The organism is Burkholderia cenocepacia, assembly GCF_014211915.1.
In the GTDB taxonomy this organism is placed as follows: Bacteria; Pseudomonadota; Gammaproteobacteria; order Burkholderiales; family Burkholderiaceae; genus Burkholderia; species Burkholderia orbicola.
Genome location: NZ_CP060039.1, coordinates 1,122,380 through 1,138,036, shown reverse-complemented (window position 1 = coordinate 1,138,036; position 15,657 = coordinate 1,122,380). Strand labels below are relative to the sequence as shown.

At 68.1% G+C, this 15,657-nt stretch carries 14 protein-coding genes; 7 read left to right on the top strand and 7 right to left on the bottom strand.

What is annotated here, in order from left to right; genetic code table 11:
• Positions 1 to 285 precede the first annotated feature (285 nt).
• Positions 286 to 1,485 carry an MFS transporter gene (locus tag SY91_RS05355; protein WP_043887109.1) on the top strand — a complete coding sequence of 400 codons (1,200 nt, stop codon included), beginning with the start codon at positions 286 to 288 and terminating at the stop codon, positions 1,483 to 1,485.
• Positions 1,486 to 1,617: 132 nt separating this feature from the next.
• On the opposite strand, the gene SY91_RS05350 is transcribed toward SY91_RS05355, so the two are convergent.
• Entirely contained in the window at positions 1,618 to 2,676 is a 1,059-nt protein-coding gene (locus SY91_RS05350; protein ID WP_023475572.1) for an L-idonate 5-dehydrogenase, read from the bottom strand.
• Between the two features lie 13 nt (positions 2,677 to 2,689).
• Positions 2,690 to 3,463: an SDR family NAD(P)-dependent oxidoreductase gene (locus tag SY91_RS05345; RefSeq protein WP_023475571.1), complete on the bottom strand. Its 774-nt coding sequence runs from the start codon at positions 3,461 to 3,463 to the stop codon at positions 2,690 to 2,692.
• A gap of 149 nt (positions 3,464 to 3,612) precedes the next feature.
• Between SY91_RS05345 and SY91_RS05340 the strand changes: the two genes are divergently transcribed.
• Positions 3,613 to 4,503 carry a LysR family transcriptional regulator gene (locus SY91_RS05340; RefSeq protein WP_043887107.1) on the top strand — a complete coding sequence of 297 codons (891 nt, stop codon included), beginning with the start codon at positions 3,613 to 3,615 and terminating at the stop codon, positions 4,501 to 4,503.
• Between the two features lie 63 nt (positions 4,504 to 4,566).
• Here the strand turns inward: SY91_RS05340 and gap are convergent, their stop codons facing one another.
• Positions 4,567 to 5,577: a type I glyceraldehyde-3-phosphate dehydrogenase gene (gene gap, locus SY91_RS05335; protein ID WP_006476940.1), complete on the bottom strand. Its 1,011-nt coding sequence runs from the start codon at positions 5,575 to 5,577 to the stop codon at positions 4,567 to 4,569.
• An 87-nt stretch (positions 5,578 to 5,664) separates the two neighbouring features.
• Positions 5,665 to 7,692, bottom strand: a complete 2,028-nt coding sequence (tkt, locus tag SY91_RS05330) for a transketolase (protein ID WP_043887112.1) — start codon at positions 7,690 to 7,692, stop codon at positions 5,665 to 5,667.
• A 260-nt stretch (positions 7,693 to 7,952) separates the two neighbouring features.
• Here tkt and speE point away from each other — a divergent pair, with 260 nt between their 5' ends.
• The 3 genes from speE (at position 7,953) to SY91_RS05315 (ending at position 10,100) form a co-directional block, all read left to right on the top strand.
• Positions 7,953 to 8,810, top strand: coding sequence for a polyamine aminopropyltransferase (speE, locus tag SY91_RS05325; RefSeq protein ID WP_023475569.1), 858 nt, complete (start codon positions 7,953 to 7,955; stop codon positions 8,808 to 8,810).
• An 88-nt stretch (positions 8,811 to 8,898) separates the two neighbouring features.
• A complete protein-coding gene (locus SY91_RS05320) occupies positions 8,899 to 9,315 on the top strand; it encodes a VOC family protein (protein WP_023475568.1) in 417 nt (138 codons plus the stop codon).
• A gap of 17 nt (positions 9,316 to 9,332) precedes the next feature.
• Positions 9,333 to 10,100: a 16S rRNA (uracil(1498)-N(3))-methyltransferase gene (locus tag SY91_RS05315; protein ID WP_043887110.1), complete on the top strand. Its 768-nt coding sequence runs from the start codon at positions 9,333 to 9,335 to the stop codon at positions 10,098 to 10,100.
• Positions 10,101 to 10,253: 153 nt separating this feature from the next.
• Here the strand turns inward: SY91_RS05315 and SY91_RS05310 are convergent, their stop codons facing one another.
• The 3 genes from SY91_RS05310 to SY91_RS05300 all read right to left on the bottom strand — a co-directional run bounded on the left by SY91_RS05310 (position 10,254) and on the right by SY91_RS05300 (position 13,981).
• On the bottom strand, positions 10,254 to 10,817 hold the full coding sequence (locus tag SY91_RS05310) for a barstar family protein (protein WP_006476945.1): 564 nt from the start codon (positions 10,815 to 10,817) through the stop codon (positions 10,254 to 10,256).
• A gap of 16 nt (positions 10,818 to 10,833) precedes the next feature.
• Positions 10,834 to 11,265, bottom strand: a complete 432-nt coding sequence (locus SY91_RS05305) for a ribonuclease domain-containing protein (RefSeq protein ID WP_006476946.1) — start codon at positions 11,263 to 11,265, stop codon at positions 10,834 to 10,836.
• Positions 11,266 to 11,638: 373 nt separating this feature from the next.
• Positions 11,639 to 13,981, bottom strand: coding sequence for an NADP-dependent malic enzyme (locus SY91_RS05300; protein ID WP_012327882.1), 2,343 nt, complete (start codon positions 13,979 to 13,981; stop codon positions 11,639 to 11,641).
• A 134-nt stretch (positions 13,982 to 14,115) separates the two neighbouring features.
• Here SY91_RS05300 and thiL point away from each other — a divergent pair, with 134 nt between their 5' ends.
• Positions 14,116 to 15,114, top strand: coding sequence for a thiamine-phosphate kinase (gene thiL, locus SY91_RS05295; RefSeq protein ID WP_124476079.1), 999 nt, complete (start codon positions 14,116 to 14,118; stop codon positions 15,112 to 15,114).
• Entirely contained in the window at positions 15,104 to 15,649 is a 546-nt protein-coding gene (locus SY91_RS05290) for a phosphatidylglycerophosphatase A (RefSeq protein WP_124476078.1), read from the top strand. Before thiL ends, SY91_RS05290 begins: the two co-directional genes overlap by 11 nt.
• The last annotated feature ends 8 nt before the right edge of the window (positions 15,650 to 15,657 follow it).

The following is a 15,657-nucleotide window of genomic DNA, read 5'->3' as shown; positions in this document are numbered from 1 at the left end:
CAACGTATTGGTTTTGCCAATGGAGAGCATAACGATCCAGTCTTGGACGCTATGAGTCGATGCCCGCATCATACGCACATCCGCTTCCGTGCAACGCCGCTGCCGGCGCACCGGAGCGGCACGCCCGGGCCTGCCCTGCCTCCGCCCGCCCGAACCGGGTTCGGCCGCGATCCGCCCGGCGCGCATCGGCTCACCGCCGATCCGTCGACGCCGGCCCCGATTTCCGTCACCCCGCGCAGCCGACGGCCCCGTGCCGCCGGCCTGCGCCGCCGTTTTTTCGCGACCATGGAACCGCATCACGACAATCACCCTCCCCTTACCCGCGGCATGACGCTGCTGTTCGCGTGCGCGTGCGGCATCGTCATCGGCAACATCTACTACGCGCAGCCGCTGCTCGCCGCGATCGCGCACAGCTTCGGCCGCGCGCCGACCGAACTCGGCTATCTCGTCACGCTGACGCAGCTCGGCTATGCGGCCAGCCTGCTGCTGATCGTCCCCCTCGGCGACGCGGTCAACCGCCATACGCTGATCGTGCGGCTGCTGATGCTCAACGTCGTCGCGCTGGTCGCGGTCACGTTCAGCACGAACTTCACGATGTTCGTCGTCGCGAACGTCGCGGTCGGCTTCGTCACCTGTTCGACGCAGCTGCTCGTGCCGTTCGCGGCGTCGCTCGCCGATGCCCGCTCGCGCGGCCGCGCGATCGGCACCGTGATGAGCGGACTCCTGCTCGGCATCCTGCTCGCGCGCGTCGCGGCCGGCGCGATCGCCGACGGGTTCGGCTGGCGGGCGGTGTACGGCATCGCCGCGGCGATGGTGCTCGCGCTGACCGTCGTGCTCGCCGTGAAGCTGCCGAAGGATCGCCGCGACGCGCGCGTCGACTATCCGGCGCTGATGAAGTCGCTCGTCGCGCTGGTGCGCGCGCAGCCGCTGATCGCGCTGCGCTCGACCTACGGCGCGCTCGTGTTCGCGTGCTTCAGCCTGTTGTGGACCGGCCTCACGTTCCTGCTGAGCCAGCCGCCGTACAGCTACTCCGAAGGACAGATCGGCCTGTTCGGCATCGTCGGCGCGGTCGGTGCGCTCGCGGCGACGTCGGCCGGCCGGCTCGTCGATCGCGGCCACGGCAATGCGGCGACCGGCCTGTTCGCGGCGGCCGTGCTCGGCTCGTTCGCGCTGATCGCGACCGGCGCGCATTCGCTCGCGGCGCTGATCGCCGGCATCCTGCTGCTCGACGTCGGCGTGCAGGGCATGCACATCTCGAACCAGAGCGTGATCTATGCGCTCGCCGGCCAGGCGCGCAGCCGCGTGACGACGATCTACCTGACGAGCTACTTCATCGGCGGCGCGCTCGGCTCGTTCGCGGCAAGCGTCGCGTACGGCCTCGACGGCTGGCGCGGCGTGTGTATCGCGGGTGCGGCGCTATCGGGCGTGCTGATCGCGCTGTGGCTCGCGTCGCAGCGCGTCGGCTCGCGGCAGGTCACGCAGTGAGGCGGTAGACCGGCGGTCCGGCAATCCGGCGATCCGTTTGCGCCGCACGACGAAAAAGGCACGCACCGCGCATCGCGGGCGTGCCTTTTTGCCGGGGCGTCGCTGCCGTCGCGACGCGCTAGCGCCGCACCGTCACACGGCCTCGCTCACGAAATCGATCAGCACCTTCATCGCACGCTGGCGGTCGCCCGCCAGTTCGAATGCGAGGTTCGCGTCGCGCATCGGGAACACGCGCGTGACGGCCGGCCGCAGGTCGACGCGCCCCGCGTTGATCAACTGCACCGCGAGCGCGAATTCCGCGTGGAACCGGAACGAGCCGCAGATCGACAGTTCCTTCGCGACCACCACGTTCTGCGGCAGGCTCACGTCGCCGCCCAGCCCGAGCTGCACGACGACGCCGCGCGGACGCATCACGTCCAGCCCGTCGCGCAGCGCGCGCGCATTGCCCGAACACTCGATCATCACGTCGAACGTGCCCTTGTCGGCGCCGTAGCGCTCGACCCAGCCGGCATCGGCCGCCGCATTGATCGTGCGGTCCGCGCCGAGCGCTCTCGCCACGGCCAGCGGCGCGTCGACGACGTCGGTCGCGACGATCTCCGCCGCGCCGTGCACGCGCGCCGCCGCGACCGCCAGCACGCCGATCGGCCCGCACCCCGACACGAGCACCCGCTTGCCGATCAGCGGGCCCGCGCGCGACACCGCATGCAGCCCGACCGCGAACGGCTCGGCGAGCGCCGCGAGCGACAGCGGCACGTGATCGGCGACCTTCACGCACTGCACCGCGTTGCACACGAGCGCGTTGCGGAACGCGCCCTGCACGTGCGGCATCCGCATCGCGCTGCCGTAGAAGCGCATGTCGAGACACTGGTTCGGCAGCCCTTCGAGACAGTAGCGGCACGCGCCGCACGGCCGGCTCGGATTGACCGCGACGCGATCGCCGACCTTCACCGACGTCACGTCCGGCGCCACTTCCGCGACCGTGCCGGCGACCTCGTGGCCGAGCACCATCGGCTGCTGCAGGCGGATCGCGCCGAAGCCGCCATGCCGGAAGTAATGCAGGTCGGAGCCGCAGATGCCGCCCATCGCGACGTCGACGCGCACCTGGCCCGGGCCGATCTCGTCCGCGTCCTGCTCCTCGACCCGCAGGTCGTTCGGCCCGTGGATCACCACACACATGCAACGCAACCGCATGACGCGCTCCTGGTTAGACGGCACTGGTCAGCCCGCCGTCGACGAACAGCGTCTGGCCGTTCACGAAATCGGACGCGGCCGACGCGAGGAAGATCGCCGCGCCGCAAAGCTCGTCGACCTGCCCCCAACGACCGGCCGGCGTGCGCTTGCACAGCCAGTCCGAAAACGCCGCGTCGTCGACCAGCGCGCGATTCAGTTCGGTTTCGAAATAGCCGGGCGCGAGGCCGTTCGCCTGGATGCCGTGGCGCGCCCAGTCGGCGCACATCCCTTTGGTCAGCATCCGCACCGCGCCCTTGGTCGCCGCATACGGCGCGATCGTCGGCCGCGCGAGTTCGCTCTGCACCGAGCAGATGTTGATGATCTTGCCGTGGCCGCGCGCGATCATGTGCCGCGCGACGGCCTGCGCGACGTTGAACACGCCGTCGAGATTCACGCGCATCAGTGCATGCCAGTCGTGCGGGTCGAAAGCGTCGAGCGGCGCGCGGCGCTGGATGCCCGCGTTGTTCACGAGGATGTCGATCGCGCCGACGCGCGCCTCGAAGTCGTCGATCGCCACACGTACCTGCGCGTGCTCGGCCACGTCGAACACCGCATGGTCGGCCGCGAACCCTTCGTCGCGGAACTGGCGCGCGAGCGTCGCGGCCTTCTCTTCATTGCGATCGTTGATGACGATCGCCGCGCCCGCTTCCGCGAGCCCGCGGGCGAGCGTCAGCCCGATCCCGCGGCCGGAACCGGTAATCAGCGCGCGGCTGCCGTCGAGGCGGAATCGGTCAAGCGCATGGGTCATGGAGGTCTCCTCGTGCCAGTCGAGCCGGCTGCCTTGTCGCGGCCGGTCTCGCGTTCACGCTATCTTCGGCCGTCGGCCCGGCCCGCGCCAATGGTCTTTTTTGATCCGGTTATCATGAAAATTGATTACCGCTCTCTGCCCGCCGCCACATGGAACTCAAGCAATTGCGCGCCTTCGTCACGCTCGCGGAAGAACTGCATTTCGGGCGCGCCGCGCAGCGCCTGTGCATCGTGCAGCCTGCGCTGAGCATGCAGATCAAGGCGCTCGAGGTGGAATTCGGCGCGCGCCTGTTCGAGCGCGACCGGCACAAGGTCGAACTGAGCGACACCGGGCGCGTGCTCCTGCCGGAAGCGCGCGCGACGCTGCAGCAGGCCGCGCGCGCGGAGCAGATGGCGCGGCTGTCGAGCCGCGGCGAAATCGGCACGCTGCGGATCGCGTTCGTATCGTCGGTGTTGCCCACGCTGCTGCCGGCCGTGCTGCGCACGATGCGAGAGCGCTATCCGCTGATCGTGCTCGAACTGAAGGACATGCCGACGCCCGACCAGATCGCCGCGCTGCGCGACCGGCGGATCGATTTCGGGATGATCCGGCTGCCGGCCGCGTATGCGGGCATCGACACGCGGGTGGTGCTCGAGGAAGGCTTCGTCGTCGCACTGCCGCTGGATCATCCGCTCGCCGCGTACGACACGATCGCGCCGGCCGCGTTGCGCGACCACCCCGCGTTCGTGCTCGCGCGCCGCTACGCGCCCGGCTTTCACGACGACATGCTGCTCGCGCTGAGCCGCGCGGGCACGACGCTCGAGATCGCTCAGGAATTCGGCGAATTCACGACGATGCTCGCGCTCGTCGCGGCGGGGATGGGGATCGGGCTGATTCCGGCGCAGGCGGCCAACGCGCTGCCGCCGAACGTGCTCGCGCGACCGCTCGACCTGGCCGGTCACCGTAGCGGCATCGGGCTCGCGTGGACCGATCTCGACAGCCCGCTGAAGCGCGCGTTCGTCGATGCGGTCGAGCACGCGACGGCGCACGCCGGGCAATAAAAAACCCGGCCGGGAAACCCCGGGCCGGGTTCGTTCGCCACGCCGGCCGCGCGACGGGCGGGATTACTTCGCGTTCGCGAATGCGATTGCCGTATCCAGCATGCGGTTCGAGAAACCCCACTCGTTGTCGTACCAGCTCGACACCTTCACGAGGCGGCCCGACACCTTGGTCAGCGTCGCGTCGAACGTCGACGAAGCCGGGTTGTGGTTGAAGTCGATCGACACCAGCGGTGCGTCGTTGTAGCCGAGGATGCCCTTCAGCGCGCCTTCCGATGCTTCCTTCATGATCGCGTTGACTTCCTCGACCGTCGTGTCGCGCTTCGCGATGAACGACAGGTCGACGATCGACACGTTGATCGTCGGGACGCGGATCGCGTAGCCGTCGAGCTTGCCGTTCAGTTCCGGCAGCACGAGGCCGACGGCCGATGCGGCACCCGTCTTCGTCGGGATCTGGCTGTGGGTGGCCGAACGCGCGCGGCGCAGGTCTTCGTGATAGACGTCCGTCAGCACCTGGTCGTTCGTGTACGCGTGGATCGTCGTCATCAGGCCGGTTTCGAGGCCGATCTTGTCGTTCAGCGGCTTGACGAGCGGCGCGAGGCAGTTCGTCGTGCACGATGCGTTCGAGATGACCGTGTGCTCGGCCTTCAGCACGTCGTGGTTCACGCCGTAGACGATCGTCGCGTCGACGTCCTTGCCGCCCGGCGCCGAGATGATCACCTTCTTCGCGCCGCCCTTCAGGTGCGCGCTCGCCTTTTCCTTCGTCGTGAAGAAGCCCGTGCATTCCATCACGACGTCGACGCCCAGCTCGCCCCACGGCAGTTCGGCCGGGTTGCGGTTCGCCAGCACGCGGATCTTGTCGCCGTTCACGACGAGGTAGTCGCCGTCGACCGACACTTCGCCCGGGAACTTGCCGTGCGCGGTGTCGTACTGGGTCAGGTGCGCGTTGGTCTTCGCATCGCCCAGGTCGTTGATCGCGACGATCTCGAGATCGTGCTTCTTGCCGTTTTCATAGAACGCGCGCAGCGTGTTGCGGCCGATACGGCCGTAGCCGTTGATTGCGACGCGAATCGTCATGGTCTATCTCCTGATGGCTGAAAAAATTCGTTTCGTGCAGCTTCACGGTGCGACGCGCGCAACGGGTGGCGCGCGCCGCGTATGCTTTTAGGCCAGCACGGCCTTGGCCGTCTCGACGACGTGCTCGACGGTGAAGCCGAAGTACTTGAACAGCACACCGGCCGGCGCCGATTCGCCGAACGTGTCGATCCCGACGACGCCGCCTTCGAGGCCGACGTACTTGTGCCAGAAGCTCGTCACGCCCGCTTCGATCGCGACGCGGCGCACGCCGTGCGGCAGCACGCGTTCGCGGTATTCGGCGTCCTGGCGGTCGAACACGTTGGTCGACGGCATCGACACGACGCGCGCCGCGATGCCTTGCTGCGCGAGCGGCTCGACGGCCTTCATCGCGAGTTCGACTTCCGAGCCCGTCGCGATCAGGATGATCTTGCGCGCGACGATTTCCTCGTCCCAGTCCTTCAGCACGTAGCCGCCCTTCTCGATGTTGGCGATCTGCGCATCGGTACGCGGGTTGAACGCGAGGTTCTGGCGGCTGAAGATCAGGCTCGACGGACGATCGGCGGCGACCGCGTGGGTCCACGCGACGGCCGTCTCGACCGTGTCGGCCGGGCGCCAGACGTCGTGGTTCGGGATCAGGCGCAGGCTCGACACGTGCTCGATCGACTGGTGCGTCGGGCCGTCTTCGCCGAGGCCGATCGAATCGTGCGTGAACACGAAGATCGACGGCACCTTCATCAGCGCGGCCACGCGCAGCGCGTTGCGGCTGTAGTCGGAGAACGTCAGGAACGTGCCGCCGAACGGCTTGTGGCCGCCGTGCAGCGCGAGACCGTTGATCGCGGCGCTCATGCCGAATTCGCGCACGCCGTAGTTGATGTGGTTGCCGAGCAGCACGCCCGCGCCTTCCGGATTCGCGCGCACCGCCTTCGACGCCTTCCAGTTGGTCAGGTTCGAGCCGGTCAGGTCGGCCGAGCCGCCGAGCAGCTCCGGCAGCGCGGCGGCGAGGCCCTCGATCGCCTGCTGCGACGCCTTGCGGGTCGCGACCGTCTCGGCGCGCTCGTTCGCGCCGGCGATGATCGCCGCAGCCTTCTCGGCCCAGTCGGCCGGCAGCTTGTTGGCCATCCGGCGCTCGAATTCGGCGGCTTCCGCCGGGAACTTCGCGCGATACGCGGCGAACGTCGCGTCCCACTCCGACTCGGCGCGCTTGCCGGCTTCCTTCGCGTCCCATGCCGCGTAGACTTCCTGCGGAATCACGAACGGCTCCCACTTCCAGCCGAGCGCTTCGCGCGTCTTCGCGATTTCTTCCGCGCCGAGCGCCGCGCCGTGCACGTCGTGGCCGCCGGCCTTGGTGGCCGCGCCCTTGCCGATCACCGTCTTGCAGCAGATCAGCGTCGGCTTGTCCGACAGCTTCGCCTTCGCGATGGCCGCGTCGACCGCGTCGACGTCGTGGCCGTTCACGTTCGGGATCACGTTCCAGCCGTACGCTTCGAAGCGCTTCGGCGTGTCGTCGTGGAACCAGTTCACGACATCGCCGTCGATCGAGATGCCGTTGTCGTCGTACAGCGCGATCAGCTTGTTCAGCTTCAGCGTGCCCGCGAGCGAGCAGGCTTCGTGCGAGATGCCTTCCATCAGGCAGCCGTCGCCGAGGAACACGTACGTGTGGTGATCGACGATCTTCGCGCCGTCACGGTTGAACTCGTCGGCCATCAGCGCTTCGCCGAGCGCCATGCCGACCGCGTTCGCGAGACCCTGGCCGAGCGGGCCGGTGGTCGTCTCGACGCCCGGCGTGATCCCGTATTCCGGGTGGCCCGGGGTCTTCGAGTGCAGCTGGCGGAAATTCTTCAGCTCTTCGATCGGCAGGTCGTAGCCGGTCAGGTGCAGCAGCGAGTACAGCAGCATCGAGCCATGGCCGTTCGACAGCACGAAACGGTCGCGATCGGCCCAGTGCGGATTCGTCGGGTTGTGCTTCAGATGGCGCGACCAGAGTGCGACGCCGATTTCGGCCATGCCCATCGGCATGCCGGGGTGGCCGGAGTTCGCTTGCTGGACGGCGTCCATCGCGAGCGCACGGATCGCGTTGGCCATCAGGGTGGTGGAGGCGGGAGACGAAGTCGTCATGTCGAGTCCGGAGAACGAGTCGAGGAAACGGGGCACGGCGGCATCCGGAAGCTCGAGCGTCAATCGTTCCCGGCGCGCGGTGCGGCGCCTGACGGACGCGAAGCGGACGGAGCCAACGGACGGGGCTGCAAAGCTCGTCATTTTAACAGATGGGCTGACATTTCCCTTGTCGGCGCGTAGTGTTCCGGCACGGTTTTCCGCCAAACCGCCTGCCTCCTATAATTCAGGCGTCGGAACTGCCTGCCCCAGCGGCCCCGCCCGTGAGCACCACCCTTCTCTTTCACCCGACGCCCGACGCCACCTACGGCTTCCCGAACGCGCGGCGGCTCGCGCACGTCGCGTCCTCGCACCAGCAGATCGAAGTCTGGGAAACCCCGCAGCTCGGCCGGCTGTTCACGCTGGACGGCCGACCGATGACGTCGGTCGGCGACGAATTCGTCTATCACGAGTGCATGACGCACCCGGCCGCGCTCGCGCATCCGGCGCCGAGGAAGGCGCTCGTGCTCGGCGGCGGCGACGGCGGCGCGGCGCGCCAGCTGCTCAAGCACGCGTGCATCGAACGGATCGTGATCGCCGAACTCGACGACGAGGTAGTCGGGATGGCGCGCCGCTATCTCGACGACGTGCACCAGGGCGCGCTCGACGACCCGCGCGTCGAGGTCGTGATCGGCGACGCCGCGCACTTCGTCGATTCGACGGTCGAACATTTCGATCTCGTCGTGTTCGACCTCACGCCGCCCGATTCGCCGGCGGCCGGCCTCTATACGCGCGGGTTCTACGCGCGGCTCAAGCGGATCCTCACGCGCTGCGGCGCGATCTCGATGCATCTGGGCTCGCCGGTGTTCCATGCCGCACGCATCGCCGCGCTGCTCGACGACCTGCGCGCGAGCTTCGCGGTCGTCGATCCGCTGTCCGCGCACGTGCCGCTGTACGGCTCGCAGTGGCTGATGGCGATCGCGAGCGACACGCTCGATGCGGCCGCGCTGTTCGCGCACGACGTCGACGATCGGCTCGCGGCCCGCCGCGTCGACGGCCTGCGCTACTACGATGCGCGGCTGCATGCGTCCCTCTTTGCCCTGCCGCGCGCGCTGCGCGATACACTGGGCGTTCGCCGCTGAACAGCCGGACGGCCCTGACGTTCCGCTGTTCCAGCATGAGACCGGCGCAGGCGCGAGAAGCGCCGACACTGTGCAACAGGAGATTTTCATGACCGATCCACGTCCGGCCAACGTGCCTTGGTTGACGCCCTACCTGGCCGTACGCAGCGCGCGCGCGGCCATCGACTTCTTCCAGGCCGCATTCGGCTTCACGCTACGCGACGTGCACGACGAGGACGGCGTGATCATGCACGTCGAGATGGCCTATCGCGGCCAGTTGATCGTGATGTTCGCGCCCGAAGGCGCGTTCGGCTCGCCCGCGCTCACGCCGAAGCGCGCGAACGCCACCGCGCCGCAATCGTTCTATCTGTATGTCGACGACGTCGACGCCACCTGGCAGCGCGCGCTCGACGCGGGCGCGAAATCGCTGAGCGCGCCGCAGGACCAGTTCTGGGGCGACCGGTTCGCGCAGATCGAGGATCTCGACGGCTACCGCTGGGCGCTCGGGTGCCGTCTCGACGCATGACCGAAACCGCCACACGCATGAACGAAGCCACCACCACCGCGGCCGTGCCGCGCTTTTTCGTCGACGCCGCGCTGCGCGTCGACGCCACGCTCGCGTTGCCGGCCGACGTCGCGCGCCACGTGCAGGTGCTGCGCCTGCAGCCCGGCGACGTGCTCGCGCTGTTCGACGGCACGGGCGGCCAGTACCGCGCACGGCTCGTCGAAGTCGACAAGCGCAGCGCGCTCGTGCAGGTCGATACGTTCGAGCCCGCCGAGGCCGAGCCGCCCTATCGCGTGACGCTCGCGCAGGGGATCGCCGGCGGCGACAAGATGGACTGGGTGATCGAGAAGGCCGTCGAGCTCGGCGTCGCGGCGGTCGTGCCGCTGTCAACCGCGCGCGGCGTCGTGAAGCTGTCCGGCGAACGGGCGGACAAGCGCGTCGCGCACTGGCGCGGCGTCGTGCGCGCGTCGTGCGAGCAATGCGGACGCAACCGCGTGCCCGACGTCGCGCCGGTCGCCGGCTTCAACGCGTGGCTCGACGCGCTGCCGGCCGCGCCGGCCGACGGCGAGCTGCGGCTGCTGCTGTCGCCGCGCGCGAGCAGCCCGTTCGCGTCGCTGCCCGACGCGCCGCCCGCGGCGGCCGTCACGCTGCTGATCGGACCCGAAGGCGGGCTGTCGCCCGACGAGGAACATGCGGCCCGCGCACGCGGGTTCACCGCGCTGTCGCTCGGGCCGCGCGTGCTGCGCACCGAAACCGCCGGTGCGGCCGTGCTTGCGGCGCTGGCGGCGCGCTGGGGCGGGTGGTAAAGCGCGTCGGCGCGCCGCGTTGAACGGTTCGACCCCGCACCTGCTTCGCGCACCACGCCATGCAGTCGAGCGCGAATCGCAGACGCAAAAAAGCCCGCTCGAAGCGGGCTTTTGACGGGTCGTTCGGCGAATCGGCCACGCGGGCCGATGCGCTTACGCGAACGAGTAGAACACCCGGAACGCGACCTTGCGCTCGGCCCAGAATTCGGCCGCCTCGCGGAACACGTCGAGCAGCGTTTCGCGCCCTTCCTTGTCGAATTTCTGCGCGATCGGCAGCCCTTCGAGGACGATCACGAAACCGGGCTGCGCGCCCGCCTTCGCGACGAGGTCGGTGAGGCAGTCGTACAGTGCGTCGTAGTTTTTCCCGAAATGCTTCGGAAACAGGAACGAGGTCGCGATCGTTTCCATCACTTCCTGCTTCGACTGCGCGGCGCCGCAATACGCATACAGGAAATGCTGGCCGAGCCGACCGGCTTCGTCGGCGAGATCCTGCACGCGGAACGCGCGGATCGACTGCACGAGATTGGGTCGCACGGTCGTGAAAAGGCTCATAGGCTCCTCGTTCGATGAAAGCCCGGGCTCGGCTTCCTGTTGCTCCGGCGTGCCGCCGGCCTGCGCCGCCGCGTGCAGCTGAATCACACGCTGAAACAGATTGCCGTCGCCGGCCGCGAACAGTTCCGCCGCCGCCGTATCGTGCGCGTAGATGGAGTCGCTCATGCCATTCGTCCCGAAGTCATTCAACAATACGTTTAAAACTGTTGTAGTGGTCGCCCGTGTAATAACAGTTGTCGATCCGGCGCAACGGCCCGCCACAGACGATCCGGCGCGCGCCGCGATTGCGCGCACGCGGCGTCGGCACCGTGTACTCATGGTAGTAGCCGCGCTTCGCTTTCGGCAGGATTCGCTCGCGATTGCCGAATACGACGCCGTCTTTCTCGTACGGATAGGGGCCACCGGCGCCGATCAGGCCCAGCGTGGTCACGGCCTCGCGCGGAAGACTGGCAGTCGGGATCGTATCGAGCCCGCTGGCAGCCACGTCGGCCGGAACGGCCTCCCGTGCGTAAGCGGCGGAAACCAGACTGCCCGTCGGCGTGCCGACGATACCCATCGCGAACATCGCGAAGACGGACGCGAGCGCGCCGTTGCGGAGCCACTTGCGTGCCATGAACCAGGGTTCCCGCTGTTAAATCAAGTAGTTGACGACCAACAAAGGCGTTAGCGTAGCGTTATTGGCCGCGCGAATCAATGTCCGTTTGGGAATCGAAAGCCTCGTGATGCGCCGGACACCGTATTTCTTACCGAAATTACACTACATTTATCTTACATAAGATAAAATGCGTGCGGCACCTCTCGGTTGGCAAGAACTGCCTCCTTGCCGCGCTCGCTGCCTGGAGTGGAGAGATGCTGCTGTTGCTTTGCGGGAAGCGCGTGTGCGCCCTGCCCGGCGGCGTGCCCATTGCGGGCACGCCTCTTTTTGCTTTTGTTTACAATTTTCCCGCGCGCCGAGCCGCTCGACCGGTTGGCGCGTTCGTTTTGGCTCAGCGCGCGGCGTTCACGTCGGCCACCAGCAGCGCCGCCATGTTGACGATGCGACGAACGGTCGCCGATTCGGTCAGCACGTGCACCGGCTCCGCGGCGCCCAACAGGATCGGCCCGATCGCGATGTTGTTGCCGGCGGCCGTCTTCAGCAGGTTGTACGCGATGTTGGCGGCGTCGATGTTCGGCAGAATCAGCAGGTTCGCGTCGCCTTCCAGCGTCGATTCCGGCAGGATTTCCTTGCGCAGCGCCGCGTCGAGCGCGACGTCGCCGTGCATTTCGCCGTCGACCTTCAGTTCCGGCGCGGTTTCCTGCAGGATCGCGAGCGTATCGCGCATCTTCTTCGCCGAAGGTGCATTGCTCGTGCCGAAATTCGAGTGCGACAGCAGCGCGACCTTCGGCTCGATGCCGAACCGGCGCACTTCTTCCGCGGCCATGATCGTGATCTCGGCCAGCTCTTCCGGCGTCGGATCGACGTTCACGTGCGTATCCACGAGGAAAATCTGGCGGCCCGGCAGCACGAGGCCGTTCATCGCCGCGTACACGCTGCAGCCGGGACGCTTGCCGATCACCTGGTCGATGAAGTGCAGGTGGCGGTGCGTGGTGCTGATCGTGCCGCAGATCATCCCGTCCGCTTCGCCCTTCTTCACCAGCATCGAGCCGATCAGCGTCGTGCGGCGACGCATTTCGACGCGCGCGAGCTGCTCGCTGATGCCCTTGCGCGCCATCATCTTGTGGTACGTCTGCCAGAAGTCGCGGTAACGCTCGTCGTGCTCGGTGTTGACGACCGTGAAATCGGTGCCCGGCGTGAGGCGCAGGCCGTAGCGCTGGATACGGTGCTCGATCACCGACGGGCGGCCGATCAGGATCGGCTTCGCGAGCTTTTCGTCGACGATGATCTGAACGGCACGCAACACGCGCTCTTCTTCGCCTTCCGCGAACACGACGCGCTTCTTCTCTTCCGGCGCGGCGCGCGCGATCTGGAAGATCGGCTTCATCGTCGTGCCGCTGTGATACACGAATTGCTGCAGGTGGACGCGGTACGCCTCCATGTCCTCGATCGGGCGCGTCGCGACGCCGCCGTCCATCGCGGCCTGCGCGACGGCCGGTGCGATCTTCACGATCAGGCGCGGATCGAACGGCTTCGGAATCAGGTATTCGGGCCCGAACGACAGATCCTGGATGCCGTACGCGGTCGCGACGATGTCGCTCTGCTCGTGCTGCGCGAGCTCGGCGATCGCATTGACGGCCGCGATCTCCATTTCACGCGTGATCGTCGTCGCGCCGACGTCGAGCGCGCCGCGGAAGATGAACGGGAAGCACAGGACGTTGTTGACCTGGTTCGGGTAATCGGTGCGGCCGGTGGCGAGCACGGCGTCCGGGCGCACTTCGAGCGCGAGCTCCGGCAGGATTTCCGGCGTCGGATTCGCGAGCGCGAGGATCAGCGGGCGCTCGGCCATGCCCTTCACCATCTCCTGCTTCAGCACGCCGGCGGCCGACAGGCCGAGGAAGATATCCGCGCCGTCGATCACTTCGGCCAGCGTGCGGGCGTCGGTTTCGCGCGCGAAACGCTCCTTGTCCGGGTCCATCAGCTCGGTGCGGCCCTTGTAGACCACGCCGGCCAGGTCGGTCACCGTGATGTTCTCGAGCGGCAGGCCAATGTCGACCAGCAGGTCGAGACACGCGAGCGCGGCCGCGCCGGCGCCCGACGCGACGAGCTTGACCTTCTTGATGTCCTTGTTGACGACCTTCAGGCCGTTCGTGACGGCCGCGGCCACGACGATCGCGGTGCCGTGCTGGTCGTCGTGGAACACCGGGATCTTCATCCGCTTGCGGGCTTCGCGCTCGACGATGAAGCAGTCCGGCGCCTTGATGTCTTCGAGGTTGATCCCGCCGAAGGTGGGCTCCAGCGCGGCGATCACGTCGACGAGCTTGTGCGGGTCCGATTCGTTCAGTTCGATGTCGAACACGTCGATGCCCGCGAACTTCTTGAACAGCACGGCCTTGCCTTCCATCACCGGCTTCGACGCGAGCGGGCCGATGTTGCCGAGACCGAGCACCGCCGTGCCGTTCGTCACGACGCCGACCAGGTTGCTGCGCGCGGTGAAGCGCGCGGCGTTCAGCGGGTTCTCGACGATCTCCTCGCACGCGTACGCCACACCCGGCGAATACGCGAGCGCGAGATCGCGCTGGTTGATCATCTGCTTGGTCGGGGCGATCGCGATTTTGCCGGGGGTCGGAAATTCGTGATAGTCGAGCGCGGCTTCGCGGAGCTTGGCTTTGGAGGAGGCTTGGGTGGACATGTGTCTCGAGACGGGCGGATTAGAATAACTGTTCGACGGCATTGTAGCGCCAATCATCGGCCGCCAGACCGGCGATTCGGGTGCAACAGTCGCGACAAAAATGAACTGGACAGTACAGGAGCGCCGTCGCCCGCCTCGTACAATGCCGTTCCTTCAACCGTTTCGGATCGCCCGCCGTGCCAGCCGCCCTCTCCGAGTTTTCGCTGATCGAACGCTTCTTCACGCGCCGCGCCGCGCAGGGCGCCCGCGCGTCGACGCTCGGCATCGGCGACGATTGCGCACTGATTGCGCCCCGATCCGGGAAATTGCTGGCCATTTCGACGGACATGCTGGTGGAAGGCCGCCACTTCTTCCCCGATGTCGCGCCCGACGCGCTCGGCCACAAGACGCTCGCGGTCAACCTGTCGGACCTCGCGGCGATGGGCGCCGAGCCGCGCGCGTTCACGCTCGCGTGCGCGCTGCCGCGCGCCGACGCCGCATGGCTCGAGGCGTTCAGCAACGGGCTGTTCGCGCTGGCCGAGCGATACGGCTGCGAACTGATCGGCGGCGACACGACGAGCGGGCCGCTGAACCTGTGCGTGACCGTGTTCGGCGAAGTCGCGCCCGACGCGGCGCTGCGGCGCGATGCCGCGCGCGACGGCGACGACGTATGGGTATCCGGCACGCTCGGCGATGCGCGCGCGGGCCTCGGCGTCGCCCGCGGCGAATGGACGGCCGGTGCGGATGAAGCTGCCGCGTTCCGGCGCGCGCTCGAGCGGCCCGAACCGCGCGTCGCGCTCGGCCTGGCGCTCGCGGGCGTCGCGCACGCGGCGCTCGACCTGTCGGACGGCTTGGCCGGCGACCTCCAGCACATCCTGACGCGCTCGAACGTGCGCGCCGAGATCGACGCCGACGCGGTGCCGCGCTCGGCCGCGCTCGCGACGCTGCCGGCCGACGTGCAGCGCCGCTGCACGCTGGCGGGCGGCGACGACTACGAACTGTGCTTCACCGCGCCGGCGGCGGCCCGCGCGGCGGTCGAAGCGGCCGGCGCCGCGGCCGGCGTGCCGGTCACGCGAATCGGTACAATACACGCGTTGTCCGCGCCGTCGGCGCACCCCGCCATCGCGTGGCGCGACGCCGCCGGCGCGCCCCTCGCTCTCACGTTGCACGGCTTCGACCACTTCCATGCAGACTGATCCGACGCCCGCGCACGCCGCGGCCGAGCCCGGCGCCGCGCCGCCCGCGCCGACCCGCGTGACGGCCCGCTTCATGCTGTCGCACCCCGCGCATCTCGTGTCGCTCGGCTTCGGCAGCGGGCTCGCGCCGCTCATGCCCGGCACGTTCGGCTCGCTGTTCGGCTGGCTCACGTTCGTCGTGCTCAACCGCTACCTGACGGTGCCCGAATGGTGGGCGCTGATCGCCGTCGGCTTCGCGGCCGGCACGTGGGTCACCGGTTTCACCGCGAAGAAGGCCGGCGTGGCCGACCCGGGCGCCGTCGTCTGGGACGAGATCGTCGCGATCTGGCTCGTGATGCTGTTCGTCACGCCCGCGACCTTCGTCGGCCAGTTGTGGGCGTTCGTCGCGTTCCGCTTCTTCGACATGCTCAAGCCGCCGCCGATCCGCTACTTCGACCGCCGCCTGAAAGGCGGGCTCGGCATCATGGTCGACGATCTGGTCGCCGCGTTCATGACGCTGCTCGTGATCGCGCTGTGGCGCTCCGTGGTCGGCTGACCGATTTC

What these genes read in the sequence shown, in the direction of transcription:
- SY91_RS05355 (WP_043887109.1), top strand. Translation starts at nt 286, where the DNA reads ATGGAACCGCATCACGACAATCACCCTCCCCTTACCCGCGGCATGACG.
- SY91_RS05315 (WP_043887110.1), top strand. Translation starts at nt 9,333, where the DNA reads ATGAACGAAGCCACCACCACCGCGGCCGTGCCGCGCTTTTTCGTCGAC.
- SY91_RS05350 (WP_023475572.1), bottom strand. Translation starts at nt 2,676, where the DNA reads ATGCGGTTGCGTTGCATGTGTGTGGTGATCCACGGGCCGAACGACCTG.
- SY91_RS05345 (WP_023475571.1), bottom strand. Translation starts at nt 3,463, where the DNA reads ATGACCCATGCGCTTGACCGATTCCGCCTCGACGGCAGCCGCGCGCTG.
- SY91_RS05305 (WP_006476946.1), bottom strand. Translation starts at nt 11,265, where the DNA reads ATGGCACGCAAGTGGCTCCGCAACGGCGCGCTCGCGTCCGTCTTCGCG.
- SY91_RS05320 (WP_023475568.1), top strand. Translation starts at nt 8,899, where the DNA reads ATGACCGATCCACGTCCGGCCAACGTGCCTTGGTTGACGCCCTACCTG.
- SY91_RS05310 (WP_006476945.1), bottom strand. Translation starts at nt 10,817, where the DNA reads ATGAGCGACTCCATCTACGCGCACGATACGGCGGCGGCGGAACTGTTC.
- SY91_RS05290 (WP_124476078.1), top strand. Translation starts at nt 15,104, where the DNA reads ATGCAGACTGATCCGACGCCCGCGCACGCCGCGGCCGAGCCCGGCGCC.
- tkt (WP_043887112.1), bottom strand. Translation starts at nt 7,692, where the DNA reads ATGACGACTTCGTCTCCCGCCTCCACCACCCTGATGGCCAACGCGATC.
- SY91_RS05340 (WP_043887107.1), top strand. Translation starts at nt 3,613, where the DNA reads ATGGAACTCAAGCAATTGCGCGCCTTCGTCACGCTCGCGGAAGAACTG.
- gap (WP_006476940.1), bottom strand. Translation starts at nt 5,577, where the DNA reads ATGACGATTCGCGTCGCAATCAACGGCTACGGCCGTATCGGCCGCAAC.
- SY91_RS05300 (WP_012327882.1), bottom strand. Translation starts at nt 13,981, where the DNA reads ATGCCGTCGAACAGTTATTCTAATCCGCCCGTCTCGAGACACATGTCC.